The organism is Pseudomonas sp. B35(2017), from assembly GCF_002113645.1.
Taxonomy (GTDB): Bacteria; Pseudomonadota; Gammaproteobacteria; order Pseudomonadales; family Pseudomonadaceae; genus Aquipseudomonas; species Aquipseudomonas ekonensis.
Genome location: NZ_NEIZ01000020.1, coordinates 62,714 through 80,396, shown reverse-complemented (window position 1 = coordinate 80,396; position 17,683 = coordinate 62,714). Strand labels below are relative to the sequence as shown.

The 17,683-nt window shown below is 65.0% G+C and carries 14 protein-coding genes; 9 read left to right on the top strand and 5 right to left on the bottom strand.

Features of this window, described 5'->3' with window-relative positions:
* Positions 1-28 precede the first annotated feature (28 nt).
* The 4 genes from CAG41_RS24730 to CAG41_RS24715 all read left to right on the top strand — a co-directional run bounded on the left by CAG41_RS24730 (position 29) and on the right by CAG41_RS24715 (position 6,201).
* Positions 29-1,030, top strand: a complete 1,002-nt coding sequence (locus CAG41_RS24730; RefSeq protein ID WP_085639079.1) for an ATP-binding protein — start codon at positions 29-31, stop codon at positions 1,028-1,030.
* Positions 1,012-1,695 carry a VWA domain-containing protein gene (locus CAG41_RS24725; protein ID WP_371857684.1) on the top strand — a complete coding sequence of 228 codons (684 nt, stop codon included), beginning with the start codon at positions 1,012-1,014 and terminating at the stop codon, positions 1,693-1,695. Before CAG41_RS24730 ends, CAG41_RS24725 begins: the two co-directional genes overlap by 19 nt.
* 260 nt (positions 1,696-1,955) lie before the next feature.
* Positions 1,956-3,602 carry a phospholipase D-like domain-containing protein gene (locus tag CAG41_RS24720; RefSeq protein ID WP_085639072.1) on the top strand — a complete coding sequence of 549 codons (1,647 nt, stop codon included), beginning with the start codon at positions 1,956-1,958 and terminating at the stop codon, positions 3,600-3,602.
* A gap of 73 nt (positions 3,603-3,675) precedes the next feature.
* The gene (locus CAG41_RS24715) at positions 3,676-6,201 is read left to right on the top strand and encodes a P-loop NTPase fold protein (RefSeq protein ID WP_170930008.1); all 2,526 of its coding nucleotides are present in this window, start codon (positions 3,676-3,678) and stop codon (positions 6,199-6,201) included.
* 48 nt (positions 6,202-6,249) lie between these two features.
* Here CAG41_RS24715 and CAG41_RS24710 read toward each other — a convergent pair whose 3' ends face one another.
* Positions 6,250-7,473 carry an NADH:flavin oxidoreductase/NADH oxidase family protein gene (locus CAG41_RS24710; RefSeq protein WP_085586129.1) on the bottom strand — a complete coding sequence of 408 codons (1,224 nt, stop codon included), beginning with the start codon at positions 7,471-7,473 and terminating at the stop codon, positions 6,250-6,252.
* A 77-nt stretch (positions 7,474-7,550) separates the two neighbouring features.
* On the opposite strand from CAG41_RS24710, the gene CAG41_RS24705 reads away from it, so the two are divergent.
* From CAG41_RS24705 to CAG41_RS24695, 3 genes are all read left to right on the top strand, one after another.
* Positions 7,551-7,955, top strand: a complete 405-nt coding sequence (locus CAG41_RS24705; RefSeq protein ID WP_085633150.1) for a MerR family transcriptional regulator — start codon at positions 7,551-7,553, stop codon at positions 7,953-7,955.
* A 408-nt stretch (positions 7,956-8,363) separates the two neighbouring features.
* A complete protein-coding gene (locus tag CAG41_RS24700) occupies positions 8,364-9,923 on the top strand; it encodes a TerC family protein (RefSeq protein WP_085586125.1) in 1,560 nt (519 codons plus the stop codon).
* A 157-nt stretch (positions 9,924-10,080) separates the two neighbouring features.
* Positions 10,081-11,220, top strand: coding sequence for a kelch repeat-containing protein (locus CAG41_RS24695; protein ID WP_085707575.1), 1,140 nt, complete (start codon positions 10,081-10,083; stop codon positions 11,218-11,220).
* Positions 11,221-11,230: 10 nt separating this feature from the next.
* Here CAG41_RS24695 and mapR read toward each other — a convergent pair whose 3' ends face one another.
* From mapR to CAG41_RS24680, 3 genes are all read right to left on the bottom strand, one after another.
* Complete coding sequence (mapR, locus tag CAG41_RS24690; RefSeq protein ID WP_085586121.1) at positions 11,231-12,640, bottom strand: GntR family transcriptional regulator MpaR; 1,410 nt, start codon at positions 12,638-12,640, stop codon at positions 11,231-11,233.
* Positions 12,641-12,747: 107 nt separating this feature from the next.
* Positions 12,748-14,178, bottom strand: a complete 1,431-nt coding sequence (gene ccoG, locus CAG41_RS24685; RefSeq protein ID WP_085586119.1) for a cytochrome c oxidase accessory protein CcoG — start codon at positions 14,176-14,178, stop codon at positions 12,748-12,750.
* 195 nt (positions 14,179-14,373) lie between these two features.
* Positions 14,374-14,607, bottom strand: a complete 234-nt coding sequence (locus tag CAG41_RS24680) for a DUF3203 family protein (protein WP_085586117.1) — start codon at positions 14,605-14,607, stop codon at positions 14,374-14,376.
* A 121-nt stretch (positions 14,608-14,728) separates the two neighbouring features.
* Between CAG41_RS24680 and CAG41_RS24675 the strand changes: the two genes are divergently transcribed.
* Positions 14,729-15,229 carry an MgtC/SapB family protein gene (locus CAG41_RS24675; protein WP_085586115.1) on the top strand — a complete coding sequence of 167 codons (501 nt, stop codon included), beginning with the start codon at positions 14,729-14,731 and terminating at the stop codon, positions 15,227-15,229.
* On the opposite strand, the gene CAG41_RS28690 is transcribed toward CAG41_RS24675, so the two are convergent.
* Entirely contained in the window at positions 15,217-15,393 is a 177-nt protein-coding gene (locus CAG41_RS28690) for a hypothetical protein (protein WP_170930007.1), read from the bottom strand. The two genes, CAG41_RS24675 and CAG41_RS28690, sit on opposite strands and share 13 nt — an antisense overlap.
* Before the next feature lie 212 nt (positions 15,394-15,605).
* Between CAG41_RS28690 and CAG41_RS24670 the strand changes: the two genes are divergently transcribed.
* Positions 15,606-17,600, top strand: coding sequence for an alpha-1,4-glucan--maltose-1-phosphate maltosyltransferase (locus CAG41_RS24670; protein WP_085586113.1), 1,995 nt, complete (start codon positions 15,606-15,608; stop codon positions 17,598-17,600).
* The last annotated feature ends 83 nt before the right edge of the window (positions 17,601-17,683 follow it).

Below are 17,683 nucleotides of genomic sequence, written 5' to 3'. Positions count from 1 at the left end.
AGGCCCGACCTTGATTGAGTACCGATAGATGACCGACACCTACCATTTCCCTCTGTCCGCCGTGGTCGGCGCCGATGACCTGAAACTGGCCCTGTGCCTGACCGCCATCGACCCGAAGATCGGCGGCGTGCTGATCGAGGGCCCGCGGGGCATGGCCAAGTCGACCCTGGCCCGGGGGCTGGCGGACCTGCTCAACGGCGGTCAGTTCGTCACCTTGCCGTTGGGCGCCACCGAAGAGCGGCTGGTGGGCACGCTGGATCTGGATGCCGCGCTGGGCGAAGGCCGCGCGCAGTTTTCGCCGGGCGTGTTGGCCAAGGCCGACGGCGGCGTGCTGTACGTCGATGAGGTGAACTTGCTGCCCGACCATCTGGTGGATCTGCTGCTCGACGTGGCCGCCAGCGGCACCAACCTGATCGAGCGCGACGGCATTTCCCACCGGCACTCGGCGAAGTTCGTCCTGATCGGCACCATGAACCCGGAGGAGGGCGAACTGCGGCCGCAGTTGCTGGACCGCTTTGGCCTCAACGTCGCCTTGGGCGGGCACACGGCACCGGCCGAGCGCGGGCAGATCATCCGTCGCCGGCTCGACTTCGACAGCGACCCGGAAGGCTTCTGCGCGCAATGGGAAGGCGAGCAGCAAGCCCTGCGCGAGCGCTGCCGCAGCGCCCGCGACAGCCTTGCGGACATTCCGCTGGACGATGACGCCCTGGCGCAGATCACCGAGCGTTGCTTCGCCGCCGGCGTCGATGGCTTGCGGGCGGATCTGGTCTGGCTGCGGGCGGCCCGGGCCCATGCGGCCTGGCGCGGCGCCGGCGCGATCGAAGGGCAGGATATCGACGCGGTGGCCGAATTCGCCTTGCGCCACCGCCGTCGCGTACAGCCTTCGCCGCCTGCGCAGGCACCGGCGCAGTCTCCCGCCGACAGCCAGGCCGACAGCCGCGAAGGGCAGGGCCAATGGGGTGAGATGCCTGCGCCGGCGCAAGCCACCGGTGCCCGCCGCGAAGTGCCGCACTGGCCAAAAAAGCCCTAGGCATTCGCCCCCGGTCCGACGCGGGGGCGAATGCCAGACCCCGCGCCGGACGGCTCGACAACGGCAGGCAAGGGCGGCGCCACGCCGCCCGCAGCGGCTCGGTGAACTGGCCGGGTACCTTGCTCAACGGTCGGCCACGGTGCCGGGCGGACCTGCTGTTGCAGATGCGCACCCGCACGCCCCATGAACTGTGGCTGGTGATCGTCGATGCGTCCGGCTCGACCCGTCGCCATCAGGCCCTGAGCGATGCCAAGGGGCTGCTCGCCCAGGTGTTCGACGACGCCTACCGGCAGCGCGCGCGCCTGGCCTTGCTCACCGCCAGCGGCGCAGCGCCGAAGTGGCAGGTGCAGGGGCTCAAGTCCGGCAGTGGCCTGCGGGCCTGGCTCGACGGCTTGGGGGCCGGGGGCGGCACGCCGCTGCTGGCGGCGCTCGCAGAGGCCGAGCAATGGCTGACGCTGCGCCGCCAGCGTTTCCCGGCGGAACGGCAACGGTTGCTGGTGGTGACGGACGGGCGCCTGAAGGATCTGGGGGGCCTGCCGGCGCTGGCGTGCCCGGGCCTGTTGATCGACATCGAACGCGGACCGATCCGCCTGGGCCGCGCCCGGCAGCTGGCGACGGCGCTGGAGGCCGAATACCGGCACATCGATGAGCTGCACCTGAGCTGACCCAGCGCCATCGCCAGCAGGCTGGCTCCCACAAGGGATCCCGGTTATCCGCAATATCCATGTACCCCACAGAACCCTGTAGGAGCTTGCCTGCAAGCGATGAGGCCAACACAGTCGACATCTCTGCTAGCTGACCCACCGTCATCGCTGGCAAGCCAGCGATGACGTCGGCACATTCCGCATCGCTTTCGCCTGATCCACCGCGTAAAACCCCCCGCGCTGCTCTATGCTGCACCCCAGCCCATCACAAGGAGTGAACCATGCGCGTACTGGTCGCCAACCCCCAGGACGATTTCCGCGTCAAGGCCTACGCCGGCACCAACGGCGTGCTGCTCGCCATGGACGTCGCCGAACCCCGGCGCAAGGGCCTGCTCGGTTTCGCCATCGAGAAGCAGCAGGGCGACAAGCCGTGGCTGTTCCTGTTCAACAGCCTGACCTTCCCCGGCAAGGCGCACACCCGGCCGGAATTCCACGCCACCCCGAGCGACCTGGCCCCTTTGCAGAAATTTCGCTGGGCCGACTACGCCGTGAACCCCGGCATGACGATCCATTACCGCGTGCACCTGGCCTACGGCACGCCGGACGCCCCAGCGCTCGGCGAATCGCTGGAGCTGACCATCCGCTCCGACGACGGCCACCCGGCCAACCAAAGCGTGATCTTCAACCGTGCCGTCGCGGCCAGCCAAGCCTTCCAGCGCAAGTTCCCGGACCTTGACGCGCAGATCAGCGCCAACCGCAACCTGCCCATCGAGGCCTGGCCCGACGCGGCGCGCCAATGGCTGGAGAACGGCCTGCTCGGGCGTCTGCAAGGCTTCATCCAGCGCGCCACCGACGGCCAGTGGGCGCTGGACATCGCAATCTACGAATACCAACTGCAAGCCATCATCGACACGGTGAACGCGGCATTCGACCGTGGGGTGCAGGTGCGGGTGCTGTACCACGCCCGGCCCGACGACGAAGACACCACGATCAACCAAGCGAGCCTGGCGCACCTGCCAGAGGCCAGCAAGCGCGGGCGGGTCACCCACAACATCTTCCACGACAAGTTCATCGTCTTGAGCCGCCTCGATGCCGGCGGCGTGCGCCAGCCGCAAGCGGTGCTGTGCGGCAGCACCAACTTCACCGCCAACGGCGTCTACCGCCAGGCCAACGTGGTGCATGTGCTGGACGATCCGGCCATCGCCGCCAGCTACCTGCGCACCTTCGAGGAAATCTGGACGACGCCTGCCGATGTCGGCGCCACCCGCGACTGGATCACCGACGTCAATCCGATGGATCCGGCCAAACCGCTGTTCGCCGGGTTTTCGCCGCGCTCCGGCGGCGCCGACCTGCGCGAGTTCGTCGACATCATCAACGCGGCGAAAAAGGACGTGCTGTTCGTCACCGCATTCGACTTGCCCGACCCGATCCTCAACGCCTTGCTCGGCCAGCCTCACGACGACATCCTGCGCTACGGCCTGCAGAACACCGCGAGCCGGATCACCGGCTTCCATGCCGACCGCACCGCCGAGTTCGCCGCCACTGCGCTGCTCAACACGGGCCTTGAAGGCTGGCTGCGGGAAAACATGAAAGGCCAGAAGGGCAACCTGCTGGTGCACACCAAAGCGGTGGTCACCGACTTCACCACGGACGCCCCGACCATCATCAGCGGCAGCCACAACCTCAGCACCTCGGCCAGCAACGGCAACGACGAAAACTTCCTGATCATCCGCGGCGACACCGACCTGGCGGACCGCTACGGCCTGGAATTGCTGCGCTTCTACGAGCATTACCGCTTCCGCTATTTCGCCAAGAAACTGGATCTCAAGCAGGTGCAGCCGCTGGCGGCGGATGACAGCTGGACGGATGACTATTACGTCGACGGGGATTTGCGCCAGTTGTCGCGGTTGCGGTTTTCCGGGCGGTAGCAAGCCGGAACGGGACGTTCAGGCCTGTACATCTGAATGCGTTTTTTATGTTGTGGATGCGATGGAGTGTTACGTGGACAGAGAAAGTGATGAACCCGTAAACCGTGACGACGAGCCGAGCTCATCGGTGTCCCCAAGGAATCAAAGAGCAAAGTTCTACACGACCTCGCTATCGCCTTCCGATCTGAATAATGACCAGCAGCGAGTGCGGGATCCAGACCAGGGGGCTTCTGCGCCACCGGAAAACAATCCGAACGGGCTGTCATCGTCAGACGACAAAAAGAAGACTGACGAGGTGACGAACGTCCCGGGGGGGAAGGGAAACACACGGGGTTCCCGTCCCGGCACCACCTCTATCGCCGTCACCCAAAACGACGATCCATGGGCGTCTGACCTGGATGACCGTCTGGGCGCCAACGATGAGGCGAAAGCCTTTGCGCGCCTGGCCGTAGCGAAAGATGTCATGCCGCCGCTTGCCATTGGGCTGTTCGGCAACTGGGGCAGCGGCAAGTCCTTTTTCATGCGCCTGATCCATCAGCACATCGAACGCCTCAGCCAAGGAAAGGCAAGTGCCCAGGCCCCGGAAGCAGGCTCGAAGGAATTCCATACGGATGTCGTGCAGATTCGGTTCAATGCCTGGCATTACGCGGAGACGAACCTGTGGGCCAGTCTGGTCAGCCATATATTCGTCGAGCTGGACCGTTGGTACACGAAGCACAATCCCGAGGTTCGCGACCCGTTGCTCGAACACCTGTCCACTTCGCGAATGCTGACGCTGGACGCTGCCAAGGAGCTGGTTCGTCGCCGTCGAGACCAGCGTGCGGCCGCAGAGCAACTGCTCAAGGCCCGCCAGGCGCTCGAAGAGGTTCAAGCCAAGACCGCGACTACGCCGTCTGTCTATCTTGCGGCGTTGAGTGAGGTGTTCAACGGCGCGGATGCCGGCCAAGAGATCAAAGACGCAAAAGACGAGTTCGCGAAGGCGGCCAAGATCCTTGGAATCGATGCCTTGACCGAGCGTGCCGAGGCTTTCCAGAGCGTATCCGATGCCCTGCATGAGGAAGCGGGAAAGGCTAGGTTGCTGGCCCGCGGATACAAGTCCCAACTGCTGAGCTGGTGGAACGTCGGTGCCTTTGTCGTGTTGGTCTTGGCGATGCCTTGGATGGCGACAGAGGGTGTGGCAATCCTCAAGGCACGACTCCCTTTCCTGCAAGGTCTGCAGGACGGCTTGATGTTGGCGAGTGTAGCGGTGGCAGCGGTGACTGCCCGACTGCGATGGGTCTGGGGCAAGGCCCGCGGGGCGCTGAAACAGTTGGAGGCGGGCAAGAGGGCGCTGGACAAAGCCATCGATAGCCGATTGGCCGAACAGAAGAAAGCGCTAGAGCACGCCGTTCAGAGGCAAGCCAAGGCGAATGCCAGCGTCGACGAGGCAAAGGCCTTGGTGCAAGTCACCAGCGAACAATTGGCGCTCGCCACTCACGATTTCTCTCAAGGAACCGGTGCCGGGCGCCTGAAGAAGTTCGTCCGGGCCCGCGCGACGGACGGCGACTATGCGCAACATCTTGGATTGATCGCCACGGTGCGCAAGGACTTCGAGGAGTTGGCGTTCAACGTGACGGAAGCGGGCAGCCTCCGGGATTCGGTCGAGGCGGAGCGCGCTGCATTTCTGCTGAAAATGGATGCGTTCCTGGAGGCCAACAAAACGTTCCTGGACGACGGAGACATCCAGAAGCTGCGGGCGGCGGCCACGCATTCCCCTGAGGAAGTCCGATCCTTCAAACGGATCGCCCTGTACATCGACGACCTGGATCGCTGTCCGCCGGACAAAGTCGTCGAGGTGCTGCAGGCGGTGCATCTGCTGCTGACCTTTCCCTTGTTCGTGGTGATGGTCGCGGTGGATGTGCGTTGGGTGCGTCAGGCCTTGCTCGATCACTACCCCAACTTGATGGCTGCGAACGGCCAGCAGCAACAGACGGCCTCTGTGTCTGACTACCTGGAAAAGATCTTTCAGATCCCTTACTGGATGCGCCCGATGGACAGCGTAGCCAGTGAGCAGTTTCTGCAAGCACAGTTGAAGAGGGTAAGGGGCGCTGATCAGACTGACAAAGTGCCAACGGGTCTAAACGAAACGGAAGGAGCCGTCGGCATTCAAACTGTTCCAGCCGAAATGTTGAAGATCTCCTCCGGTGAGACTGAGGCGCTGCAACTGCTGGCAAGGTACATGGGGTCCTCCCCTCGACGCGCGCTGCGTTTCCTGAATGTCTATCGCCTGATCAAGGTCAGCCTCAAGCCCGATGACCTCCGGGCACTCGAGGGGGGTGAATACAAAGCGCTGCTGACCTTGCTGGCGGTGGCGCTGGGCACCCCGTTGTGTTTTTCGAGTTTGCTGCAGCCTCTCAGATCGAAGAGTGACACCTTTGAAATGAACGAGCTGAAAGGACTGGTCAGCCTCGACCCATCCGCTGAGAATCTCGCCGAATTTGAGCGCTTCAGGGAAATAATGGCGATATACGCGGACTTGATCGCCAAGCAGAAGAAGCCGCCTCGCCATCGAGTGAAGAAGTACGTCGCCATCATCCAGCGCTACTCGTTTGACGGCTGACGCACCGCCGGAGCGGTCTGGTGACGGCGAGCGTCGCAACCACGGGCGTCAGTCAGACATCGCCTGCCGGTACTGCCGCGTACGTCGCCCCAGGTACAACCGGTCGAGGATCAGCGCCCACAGCGCCGACACCTCGGGCCTGGTCTTGCGCCCCCGGCTCAGGCGGGCCATCTGGAAGCGCACCACGGCCATGTTGGCCAGCGACGCCAGCGGTTTGCGCTTCCAACGGATCGGCGGCAGTTGCGGCTCGCTCGGACGGCCGGCGCGCCAGTGGTTGACCAGGCCCGGCTCGATGGCCAGCGCCGTGGCGATGCCCGCCATGTCGAGGCCGCTGTCGAGCACCTGTTCGACGATCGGCAGGCGGCGGATGCCGCCGGTGACCATCACCGGCATCCGTGCCACGCCGGCCAGTTCGCTGGCCATCTCCAGGAAGAACGCCTCGCGGGCCAGGGTGCGGCCGTCCCGCGCCTCGCCCTGCATGGCCGGGGCCTCGTAGCTGCCGCCGGACAGCTCCAGCAGATCCACGGGCCGCTCGTTGAGCCATTCGATCACTTGGCGCGCATCGTGGGTGTCGAAGCCGCCGCGCTGGAAGTCCGCCGAATTGAGCTTCACCGCCACGCAGAACTGCGGCGACACCGCCTGACGCACCGCTTCGATCACCGACAGCAGCAGGCGCGCGCGGTTTTCCAGCGAGCCGCCCCAGCGGTCGGTGCGGCGGTTGGTCAGCGGCGACAGGAACTGGCTGAGCAGGTAGCCGTGGGCCGCATGGATCTGGATACCGGTGAAACCGGCCTTTTCCGCAAGGGCGGCGCTGGTGGCGAAGCGCTGGATGACCTCTTCGATATCGCTTTCGCTCATCGGCCGGGGTTCGGCGAACAGCTTGGAGAACGCGCCCATCTCCAGCGCCACCGCCGACGGCGCCAGGGCCGGCTGGCCCAGGTTGGCGAAGGTCTGGCGGCCGGGGTGGTTGAGTTGCATCCACAACTGCGCGCCGCCGGAGCGGCCGATCTCGGCCCAACGGCGGAACTGCGCCAAATGACGCTCATCCTCCAGCACCACGCCGCCGGGGCCGGTCATGGCGCGGCGGTCGATCATGACGTTGCCGGTCAAAAGCAGGCCGGCGCCGCCGTCGGCCCAGGCCTGGTACAGACGGTACAGGGCGGCGGAGGGGGCCTGGTCGGCGTCAGCGAGGTTTTCCTCCATGGACGCCTTGGCGATGCGGTTGCCGACGGTCTGGCCGTTGGGCAGATTCAGGGTGTTGAAGGGCGACATGCTTGACTCCTCATCAGTGATGAAGCGAGGCTAAGCTTAAAGTCAAGTTTAAGGTCAAGCAGGAATGCGAGGTGTCCATGAAAATCGGTGAACTGGCGCAACAGAGCGGGCTGAGCGCCTCAAGGATCCGCTTCTACGAGGCTCAGGGCCTGATCCCCAAGGTCGAGCGGCTGGGCAACGGCTACCGGCGCTACTCGCCGCAGGTGCTGCAGACCCTGCACATCATCCAGAGCGCCCAGCGCGCGGGATTCTCCCTGGATGAACTCAAGCTGCTGCTGCCGGACGCCGTCACCGGCGAGTACGACCAAGACGAACTGGTGACCAGCCTGCGGGGCAAGGTCCAGGAGATCGAGGCCATGCAGCGGCACCTGGCGCAGAGCCGGGCACGGTTGCTGGAGGTGATCGACGGCATCCTGTCGCGGCCCGAAGGCATGAGCTGCGGGGCGAATGCCGAGCGGCTGCTGTCGTCGATCAAGCGTTAGTCTGTGGCGGCCCCATCGCGGGCAAGCCCGCTCCCACAGTGTTTTGCGGCGAACGCGAGTTCCGAGTACAACTGAGATCCTTGTGGGAGCGGGCTTGCCCGCGATGAGGCCATCCCGGCCACCGCTCCGGCGAGGTGCTTTACAGATTTTGAAATGATTTGCCGCTGTGGCGATGGCCGCCTCAGCCTGTACTCTCCAAGTCCTTTTTCCCATTCAGGACTTGCATGAACACCCTCACGGAGCCTCCCAGTCGCCCCTTCCTCTCGCGCCCAGGCGCGGTCTTGACGCACTCGCAGCATCCGGTCTTCCGACTCCCGACTATCGTTGATGGCGCAGCCTTCGGGCTTTCGCGTCGCACTTTGCCGTGCCCGGCAGCCCGAAAACACTGAAGAGAGACCGAGACAGAATATGGAATGGTTAGCGGATCCCACGGCCTGGCTGGGCCTTTTGACATTGATCGTGCTGGAGCTGGTGCTCGGCATCGACAACCTGGTGTTCATCGCGATCCTGGCGGACAAGCTGCCGCCGCATCAGCGCGACCGCGCACGGATCATCGGCCTGTCCCTGGCCTTGATCATGCGCCTGGGCCTGCTGGCGAGCATCTCCTGGCTGGTCACCCTGACCCAGCCGCTGTTCGAGGTGTTCGGCAAGAGCTTCTCCGGCCGTGACCTGATCATGCTGTTCGGCGGTGTGTTCCTGTTGTTCAAGGCCACCATGGAACTGCACGAACGGCTGGAAGGCCACGTCGGCCAGCGTTCGGCCAACACCGCTTACGCGTTGTTCTGGCCGATCGTGGCGCAGATCGTGGTGCTCGATGCGGTGTTCTCGCTGGACGCGGTGATCACGGCCGTGGGCATGGTCGATGAGCTGGCGGTGATGATGATCGCGGTGATCGTCTCCATCGGCCTGATGATCGTGGCCAGCAAGCCGCTGACCCGCTTCGTCAACGCGCACCCGACAGTGATCATGCTGTGCCTGGGCTTCCTGATGATGATCGGTTTCGCCCTGACCGCCGAAGGCTTGGGCTTCCACATCCCTAAAGGCTACCTGTACGCCGCCATCGGTTTCTCGATCCTGATCGAGGTGTTCAACCAGATCGCCCGGGCCCGGCGCAAGCGTTCGATGCAGGGCCTGCGGCCGCTGCGCGAGCGCACGGCCCATGCGGTGATGCGCCTGCTGGGCGGGCGCAAGCTGGCGGTGGAGGAGGTGGGCGAGGAAATCTCCGACCTTCTGGATGACGGCGACGCGCCGAGCGCCGAGCTGTTCGACCGCCGCGAGCGGGTGATGATCAGCGGCGTGCTGCAACTGGCCGAGCGTCCGATCCGTGCCCTGATGACCGTGCGCGCCGACGTCGACCACATCGACCTGGCCGACGATGCCGAGACGATCCGCACGCGGTTGATGCATTCGTCCTACTCGCGTTTGCCGCTGGTGCGCAACGGCGCGGTGGACGAGCCGCTGGGCTTCGTGCACAAGAAGGAGCTGCTCAAGGAATACCTGGCCGGTCACGAACCGAACCTCGAACACCTGGCGCGCCAGACGATCAACCTGCTCGACAGCTACTCGATCCTCAACGCGCTGGAGCAGATGCGCGCCGCCTCGACCCACATCGCGTTCGTGGTCAACGAGTTCGGTGATTTCGTCGGCGTGCTGACCATGACCGACATCCTCGAATCGATCGCCGGCGAGTTGCCGGACGCCAGCGAGATCGAGGGGCCTGACGTGGTCGAGGAGCAGGGCGGTTTCCTGGTCAACGGTGCGTTGAACCTGGCGCGGATCCGTCAGCGCACCGGTTTCGGTGCGCCCGCCACCGAGGACTACCAGACCCTCGCCGGCCTGGTGATGAGCCTGCTCGACCGGTTGCCGATGATCGGCGACCGGCTGGAGCACGACGGCTGGCGGATGACCGTGATGGCGGTCGAGGAGCGGCGGGTGACGCGGGTGCTGCTGGTGCGCGAGGTGGTGTGAGTGTGAGGGCGGCGTTGAGCGAAGACGCCGCGTGCACCTGTTACTTCTGACAGTAGACGGTTGTGAGCGGGGCTTTTAGATTCGTCTGGGCGAAACGAGTGACGGGGCAGTCGATGCGTCACCCGTGGGTACCGACGATCTGCAATGGAGCACTGTGATGAACAATACCGTCGACGGTTCCTTTGTTCCGGCCGCCCCCATGAACGTTTTGCGGGCCTATCACTCGGCGACCGTGCTGCCCGATGGCGATGTGCTGGTGGTGGGCGGAACCAATGGCATGGAGCCCGCTTCATGGCTGACGGACGGTACACGCGGGGCGAGCGGTCAGGTGCCTTGGCATCATCTCGGCCAGGGGCTGTCCGGCACGCTGTCAGACGTCGAACGCTACAGCCCGTCAAACAATGCCTGGACGCGGGTGGCTGCGTTGCCTGGACCCCGTTTGGGGCATCGCGCTGTCTGTCTGAACAGCGGGCAGGTCATGGTCATTGCCGGCAGCGGGGCGGTGGGCTCGATCAACGGCGTCGAGCTGTATTCCCCGGCAACGGATCAATGGGTTGCGGCGGCGACGCTTGAGACTCCGCGCTTTGCCCATACCGCAACGCTCCTGGACAGCGGACATGTCATGGTCTGCGGGGGCAACCATCAGTCCCAAGGGCAGGGGCAGGTGCTCGCCAGCGTCGAAATCTACGATCCGGTCGCCAACCGGTGGCGTGCCGCCGCCGATGTTCCGTTCGCCCGCATGGATCACACAGCGACCTTGTTGGCGTCCGGAAAATTGCTGGTGTTGGGAGGGTATTCGGCGCAACTGAATGCGGCGATCGATGACGCTTCGTTGTTTGATCCGGCCACGGGTGGGTGGAGTACCGTCCAGCCGTTGCCCGAAAGGCGCATGCAGCACACGGCAACGCGGTTGGCCGATGGCCGGATCCTGGTGGTGGGCGGGGCTGATGCCCCGTTCAATCCTGGACGGGCGGATGCGTACCTCTACGACCCGCAAGCGGACAGCTGGAGCCTTGGCGGGACAATGGTTCATGGCCGCAAGGGGCACAGCGTCACACGACTGGCTTCAGGGCATGTACTGGTGATCGGAGATGGCCTAAGCGTGGAGTCCGGCAACATGACCGAAGTTTTTGACCCTGACACCCATGAATGGGCCATCGGCGCCGAACTGGCACACGCTCGGTTCATACACACGGCCAGTCTGTTGCCTGGAGGGCAGTTGTTGGTGGCGGCCGGCCTTCGGCCCGGAACGAGTCATCCGTCGTATCTGTCCAGCACCGAGCGTCTGACTGAGTGAAGGAGTGCGGTCAGAACGACCGCACGATCCGCCCCAGGGTTTCCATCGCCTTCTCCGACGCTTCGGTCCACGGGCTGCCGTAGTTCAGCCGGATGCAGTTGCGAAAGCGCTGGGTCGGCGAAAAGATCGGCCCCGGGGCGATGCTGATGCCCTGGGCCAGGGCCATCTGGAACAGTTTCAGCGAGTCCATCTGCGGCGGCAGTTCCAGCCACAGGAAGTAGCCGCCCGCCGGCTGGCTGACCCGGGTCTGCGCCGGGAAGTACCGGGCGATGGCCGCCAGCATCGCGCTTTGCTGTTCCTCCAGGGCATAGCGCAGCTTGCGCAGGTGACGGTCGTAGCCGCCGTGCTGCAGGTAGTCGGCGATGGCCGCCTGGGCCGGCATCGAGGCGCACAGCGAGGTCATCAGTTTCAGCCGCTCGATCTTCTGCGCGTAGCGCCCGGCGGCGACCCAACCGATGCGGTAGCCGGGGGCGAGGCTCTTGGCGAACGAGCCGCAGTGCATCACCAGGCCTTCGGTGTCGAACGCCTTGGCCGGCTTCGGCGCCTGCTGGCCGTAGTAGAGCTCGGCATAGACGTCGTCCTCGATCAACGGCACCTGATGCCGGCGCAGCAGCTCCACCAATTCCTGTTTTTTGGCCTCGGGCATGGTCGCGCCCATGGGGTTCTGGAAACTGGTCATGCACCAGCAGGCCTTGATCGGATGGCGTTCCAGGGTCTGGGCGAGCACGCCCAGGTCGATGCCGTCGCGCGGGTGCACGGGGATTTCCACGGCCTTGAGCTTCAGGCGCTCCAGCACTTGCAGGCTGGCGTAGAACGCCGGGGCTTCGATGGCCACCAGGTCGCCGGGCTCGGTCACCGCTTGCAGGCACAGGTTCAGGGCTTCGAGGGCGCCGTTGGTGATCAGCAGTTCTTCCATCGGCAGCATCAGCCCGCCGACCATGTAGCGCAGGGCGATCTGCCGGCGCAGCTGCGGGTTGCCCGGCGACATGTCGGTGACCACCATGCGCGGGTCCATCTCCCGCGCCGCGTGGGCCAGCGAACGCGACAGGCGCTGCAACGGAAACAGGGTCGGGCTGGGGAAGGCCGAGCCGAACGGCACGGTGCCCGGATCCTTGATCGACTCCAGCACCGAGAACACCAGTTCGCTGACGTCGACCTCGGTGGATTCGTTGACCTGGCTGCTGATCACCGGCTCCGAGAACGGGCTCGGGGCGTGGGTGTTGACGAAGTAGCCCGAGCGCGGCCGGGCGCGGATCAGGCCGCGACGCTCCAGCAGGTAATAGGCCTGGAACACCGTGGACGGGCTGACGCCGTAGGTCTGGCTGGCATAGCGCACCGACGGCACCCGCTGGCCGGGCCCGAGGACGCCGGAGCGGATCAGTTCAGCGATGTCGTCGGCGAATTTTTCGTAGCGTTTCATCGGTATCCCGCGATGGACTGAATTCGAAAGGCATTGCTTGCGCACGGAGCAGAGGGGGTGTGGTGGGGGCGCAAGCGCCCTCGCCACAGGGCAGCCATCTTACTGGCTCAGCGGTTCATTGGCGCGACAAACCGGCTCTTGGCCACGCTGTAGACCTGCGGGTCGTCGCTGTCGGCGATCCTGAAGCTCAAGGTCTGCGAACTGCTGGCGGCGCGTTCGGTGGTCATGGCCACCGACACCGGCACATCGACGATCTCGCCCGCGGCCAGGCTCAGTTCGGTGCGGCCCTGCAACTGGAAGCCGTCGCCGTCCTCCAGGCTCAAGGTGTAGTCCTGGCGCTGCTGGGTCTTGTTGATGACCTTGAGGGTGTAGATGTTCTCGATCTGGCCCTGGCCGTTCTCGCGGAACAGCCCGCGGTCCTTGGTCACGTCCAGCGACACCATCGGCCGCTCGGCCAGCGCCAGGGCGAGGGCGCCGATCATCACCACCAGCACGGTGGTGTAGCCGATCAGGCGCGGGCGCAGCAGGTGGGTCTTGCCGCCTTGCAGTTCGCGCTCGGAGGTGTAGCGGATCAGGCCGCGTGGGTAGCTCATCTTGTCCATGATCGAATCGCAGGCGTCGATGCACGCCGCGCAGCCGATGCATTCCATCTGCAGGCCGTCGCGGATGTCGATGCCGGTCGGGCACACCTGCACGCACATCTGGCAGTCGATGCAGTCGCCCAGGCCAGCCTCGGCAGGCTTGACGTCGCGCTTGCGCGGGCCACGGTTCTCGCCGCGGGCCGCGTCGTAGGAAATGGCCAGGGTGTCCTTGTCGAACATCACGCTCTGGAACCGTGCGTACGGGCACATGTGCATGCACACCGCTTCGCGCAGCCAGCCGGCGTTGATGTAGGTGGCGGCGGTGAAGAACAGCACCCAGAACAGGCTGACCCCGCCGATCTGCAAGGTGAACAGCTCTTGGGCCAGCGGCCGGATCGGGGTGAAGTAGCCGACGAAGGTCAGGCCGGTCAGCAGGCTGATGCCCAGCCACAGCGTGTGCTTGGCCGCACGCCGCGCCAGTTTGTTCACGCCCCAGGGCGCCGCCTGCAGCTTGATCCGCTGGTTGCGTTCGCCTTCGGTGACCTTTTCGCACCACATGAAGATCCACGTCCACGAACTCTGCGGACAGGTGTAGCCGCACCAGACCCGGCCGGCGAACACGGTGATGGCGAACAGGCCGAAGGCAGCGATGATCAGCAGCGCCGACAGCAGGATGAAGTCCTGCGGCCAGAACGTCGCGCCGAAGATGTGGAACTTGCTCTCCGACAAGTCCCACAGCACGGCCTGGCGGCCGCCCCAGTTCAGCCACACGGTGCCGAAGAACAGCAGGAACAGGAACCCGGCGCCGCTCATGCGCAGGGTGCGGAACAGGCCGGTGAAGCTGCGGGTGAAGATCTGGTTGTCGCTGGACTTGGCCGTCGCCTTCATTGGGCGTGCGGGCACACTTTTTATGTCGGGTGTTGGATCTAGGGTTCGGACGGGGATTTGTTCGCTCATGGTCGTTCGCTCATCAGCCTCCATCAGGCCAATGCACTATGAGCGCCGATCTGTTTGCATAACAGACTCAGGTATTTCCATAAAAAGCGTATCAGATGCGTTCTGCGCCCGGCCCTGCGACAACTTGAAGCAGCCCGCCGGCCAAGGCGCAAACGCCTATCGCAGGCGTCTGCGCTGGGTCTTGACCGGGGTCAGTCAAATCACCGAATCACTGTCGCTGGCCTTCAGGTGCTGGCGGCCGTCCTTGGCGCCGGCGACGGTCAGCGCGTCGGCCTCGGCTTCGGTGATGTAGATGCGCCGGCCTTCGATCTCGACGGCGGACATGGCCTTTTCGCTGTCGGTGATGACGGTGAGGTCGCCGCACAGACGGATCTGCTCACCGTTTTCGGTGGGGAAAAAACAGGTCTGGTTCTCGATGCGCACGGTCATGGGACGATCCTTTGGCAAAGGCTGTTGAAAGGTTAGGGCGCCGCGGCGGCGCAGGGTTCTGCGCAACCGATCAGCGGTCGGCGCTGTCCATCCCTTAAGGGCTCCTGGCGAGGACGGTGCGATGAACGCGTGGTGGCATGAAGTGTGGCAAACCCTGCAAGCGGAGTTCGCCGATGTCGGCGACGCCGCGCAAGTGACGCGCATCACCGTGCGCCTGCTGATGGCGGCGCTGCTGGGTGGGATCCTCGGCTTTGAGCGCGAGCACAAAGGCAAGGCCGCCGGCGTGCGCACCCACATGTTGGTGGCGCTCGGTGCGGCGCTGTTCGTGTTGGTGCCGCAGGTGTCCGGGGCCCAGGCCGACGCCATGAGCCGGGTGGTGCAGGGGGTGATCGCCGGCATCGGCTTCCTCGGCGCCGGCACGATCCTGAAGAACCACGAAGGCGACGAGGGCCACGTCAAGGGCTTGACCACCGCCGCCGGCCTGTGGATGACCGCCGCCATCGGCGTCGCGGCCGGGTTGGGCCGCGAGGCGACGGCGGTGCTCAGCACGTTGCTGGCGCTGGGGGTGTTCAGCGTGATGCCGAAGATCGTCAATCTGTTCGAAAAGGATCACAAACCCTGATCAGGCTGGACGATCACCGGCGGCATGGTCGTCGGCGGTTCCTCCTTGGCCGGCGGGGTGGTGCCGGGCGGATCCTGCTCCGGAACCTGCGACGGTTCGGTCTCGGGCAGCACGGGCTTGTCGATGTTCGGATCGGGTGTTTCGGCCGGGATCGGGATACTCATCGTGAACCTCCATATGGCACATGGCGCAAGAAGTGCTTAAGTGGATTGACCGCTGCAGGGCGGATTCGATCCGGTCTCGGCGCGCGGCAAATCCCGGTGAACTTTTCCCGAGGGCGTTCGCTCGGAACCTAAGTGAGTGCGCGGCGGGTGGATCCGCCGCCGCTTTCCGACAGGCACACGAGCGTCCTTGGGGCGTTAAGGAGAGATGCTCAATGACCGCTGAAAACCCTTCCGCTCCGGGCTGCAACCCGCACATGCCGCTGTCGCAGGCGTTGCTGCTGCCGCGGATCGTCATCGAGAACACTCGCCCGGTCATCGACGGCGGACAGTTCGCCGCCAAGGCCATCGTCGGGCGCGAGGTCGTCGTCACCGCCAAGGTGTTCGCCGACGGCCACGACAAACTGGCGGTGCGCATCCGCTGGCGCGAGGACGGCGAAGAGTCCTGGCACAGCCAAGTCATGGCCGACCAAGGCAACAACGGCTGGGAAGGGCGGTTCCGGCCCGGGCGTCAGGGGCGCCATTGGTTCCTGATCGAAGCGTGGATCGACACGTTCGCCAGTTTCCAGTACGAACTGGAGAAAAAGCACGTGGCGGCCGTACCGGTCAGCCTTGAGCTGCAGGAGGGCCGCGCCATGGTGCAGCAGGCCGCCGAGCGCAGCGAAGGGCCGCTCAGCGAACGGCTGGCGGCGCTGCACCACGAGCTGTCCGGCCTGCCCGAAGCCGAGCAGGTCGCACTGTTCCTGCACCCGCGCAGTGCGCAGCCGATGGCCGAGGCCGACCACCGCGCCTTTTTGAGCATCAGCAATCCTTACCCCCTGGACGTCGAGCGCGAGCAGGCGGAGTTCGCCAGTTGGTACGAACTGTTTCCCCGCTCGGTCACCGACGATCCCGTCCGCCACGGCACCTTCAACGACGTGCACGGGCGCTTGCCGATGATCCGCGACATGGGCTTCGACGTGCTGTATTTCACGCCGATCCACCCGATCGGGCGCAGCCACCGCAAGGGCCGCAACAACGCCCTGACCGCCGGCCCCGACGACCCTGGCAGCCCCTACGCCATCGGCAGCGAGGAGGGCGGGCACGAGGCGATCCATGCCCAGCTCGGCACCCGCGAGGACTTCCGGCGGCTGGTGGCCGCCGCCGCCGAGCACGGCCTGGAGATCGCGTTGGACTTCGCCATCCAATGTTCCCAGGATCACCCGTGGCTCAAGCAGCATCCGGGCTGGTTCAACTGGCGGCCGGACGGCACGATCAAGTACGCCGAGAACCCGCCCAAGAAGTACCAGGACATCGTCAACGTCGATTTCTATGCGCCCGAGGCGATTCCGAGCCTGTGGCTTGAGCTGCGCGACATCGTCGTCGGCTGGGTGAAGGAAGGCGTGAAGATGTTCCGCGTCGACAACCCGCACACCAAGCCGCTGCCGTTCTGGCAATGGCTGATCGCCGATGTGCGCGCGCTGCACCCGGAGGTGATCTTCCTCGCCGAAGCCTTCACCACGCCGGCGATGATGGCGCGGCTGGGCAAGGTCGGCTACAGCCAGAGCTACACCTATTTCACCTGGCGCAACACCAAGGCCGAGCTGGCCGCCTACTTCACCGAACTCAACGAATCGCCGTGGCGCGAGTGCTACCGGCCGAACTTCTTCGTCAATACGCCGGACATCAACCCGGCGTTCCTCCACGAGTCGGGGCGGGCGGGGTTTCTCATCCGCGCGGCGCTGGCGACCATGGGCTCGGGCCTGTGGGGCATGTATTCGGGGTTCGAGCTGTGCGAGTCGGCGCCGGTGCCCGGCAAGGAGGAATACCTGGATTCGGAGAAGTACGAGATCCGCGTCCGGGACTTCAACGCGCCCGGCAACATCATCGCCGAGATCGCCCAGCTCAACCGTATCCGCCGGCAGAACCCGGCGCTGCATTCGCACTTGGGGCTCAAGGTGTACAACGCCTGGAACGACCGGATCCTGTATTTCGGCAAGCGCAGCCCGGACGGCGGCAACTTCATCCTGGTGGCCGTCAGCCTCGATCCGCACAACGTCCAGGAAGCGAATTTCGAACTGCCGTTGTGGGAAATGGGCCTGCCGGACGACGCCACCACCCACGGCGAGGATCTGATGAACGGTCACCGCTGGGACTGGCACGGCAAGCACCAGTTCATGCGCATCGATCCGGCGCACCAGCCGTTCGGCATCTGGCGGATCAGCGCTTAGGTACATTCCTGTGGGGCGGGCCTGCTCGCGATGACGAGGCATCAGGTCATGAACGGGTGACGGGCAAACCGCCATCGCCAGCA

Excerpts from the sequence above, each read along its gene's own strand:
- CAG41_RS24730 (WP_085639079.1), top strand. The coding sequence starts at position 29 with ATGACCGACACCTACCATTTCCCTCTGTCCGCCGTGGTCGGCGCCGAT.
- CAG41_RS24720 (WP_085639072.1), top strand. The coding sequence starts at position 1,956 with ATGCGCGTACTGGTCGCCAACCCCCAGGACGATTTCCGCGTCAAGGCC.
- CAG41_RS24710 (WP_085586129.1), bottom strand. The coding sequence starts at position 7,473 with ATGTCGCCCTTCAACACCCTGAATCTGCCCAACGGCCAGACCGTCGGC.
- CAG41_RS24705 (WP_085633150.1), top strand. The coding sequence starts at position 7,551 with ATGAAAATCGGTGAACTGGCGCAACAGAGCGGGCTGAGCGCCTCAAGG.
- CAG41_RS24700 (WP_085586125.1), top strand. The coding sequence starts at position 8,364 with ATGGAATGGTTAGCGGATCCCACGGCCTGGCTGGGCCTTTTGACATTG.
- CAG41_RS24695 (WP_085707575.1), top strand. The coding sequence starts at position 10,081 with ATGAACAATACCGTCGACGGTTCCTTTGTTCCGGCCGCCCCCATGAAC.
- mapR (WP_085586121.1), bottom strand. The coding sequence starts at position 12,640 with ATGAAACGCTACGAAAAATTCGCCGACGACATCGCTGAACTGATCCGC.
- ccoG (WP_085586119.1), bottom strand. The coding sequence starts at position 14,178 with ATGAGCGAACAAATCCCCGTCCGAACCCTAGATCCAACACCCGACATA.
- CAG41_RS24680 (WP_085586117.1), bottom strand. The coding sequence starts at position 14,607 with ATGACCGTGCGCATCGAGAACCAGACCTGTTTTTTCCCCACCGAAAAC.
- CAG41_RS24675 (WP_085586115.1), top strand. The coding sequence starts at position 14,729 with ATGAACGCGTGGTGGCATGAAGTGTGGCAAACCCTGCAAGCGGAGTTC.
- CAG41_RS28690 (WP_170930007.1), bottom strand. The coding sequence starts at position 15,393 with ATGAGTATCCCGATCCCGGCCGAAACACCCGATCCGAACATCGACAAG.
- CAG41_RS24670 (WP_085586113.1), top strand. The coding sequence starts at position 15,606 with ATGACCGCTGAAAACCCTTCCGCTCCGGGCTGCAACCCGCACATGCCG.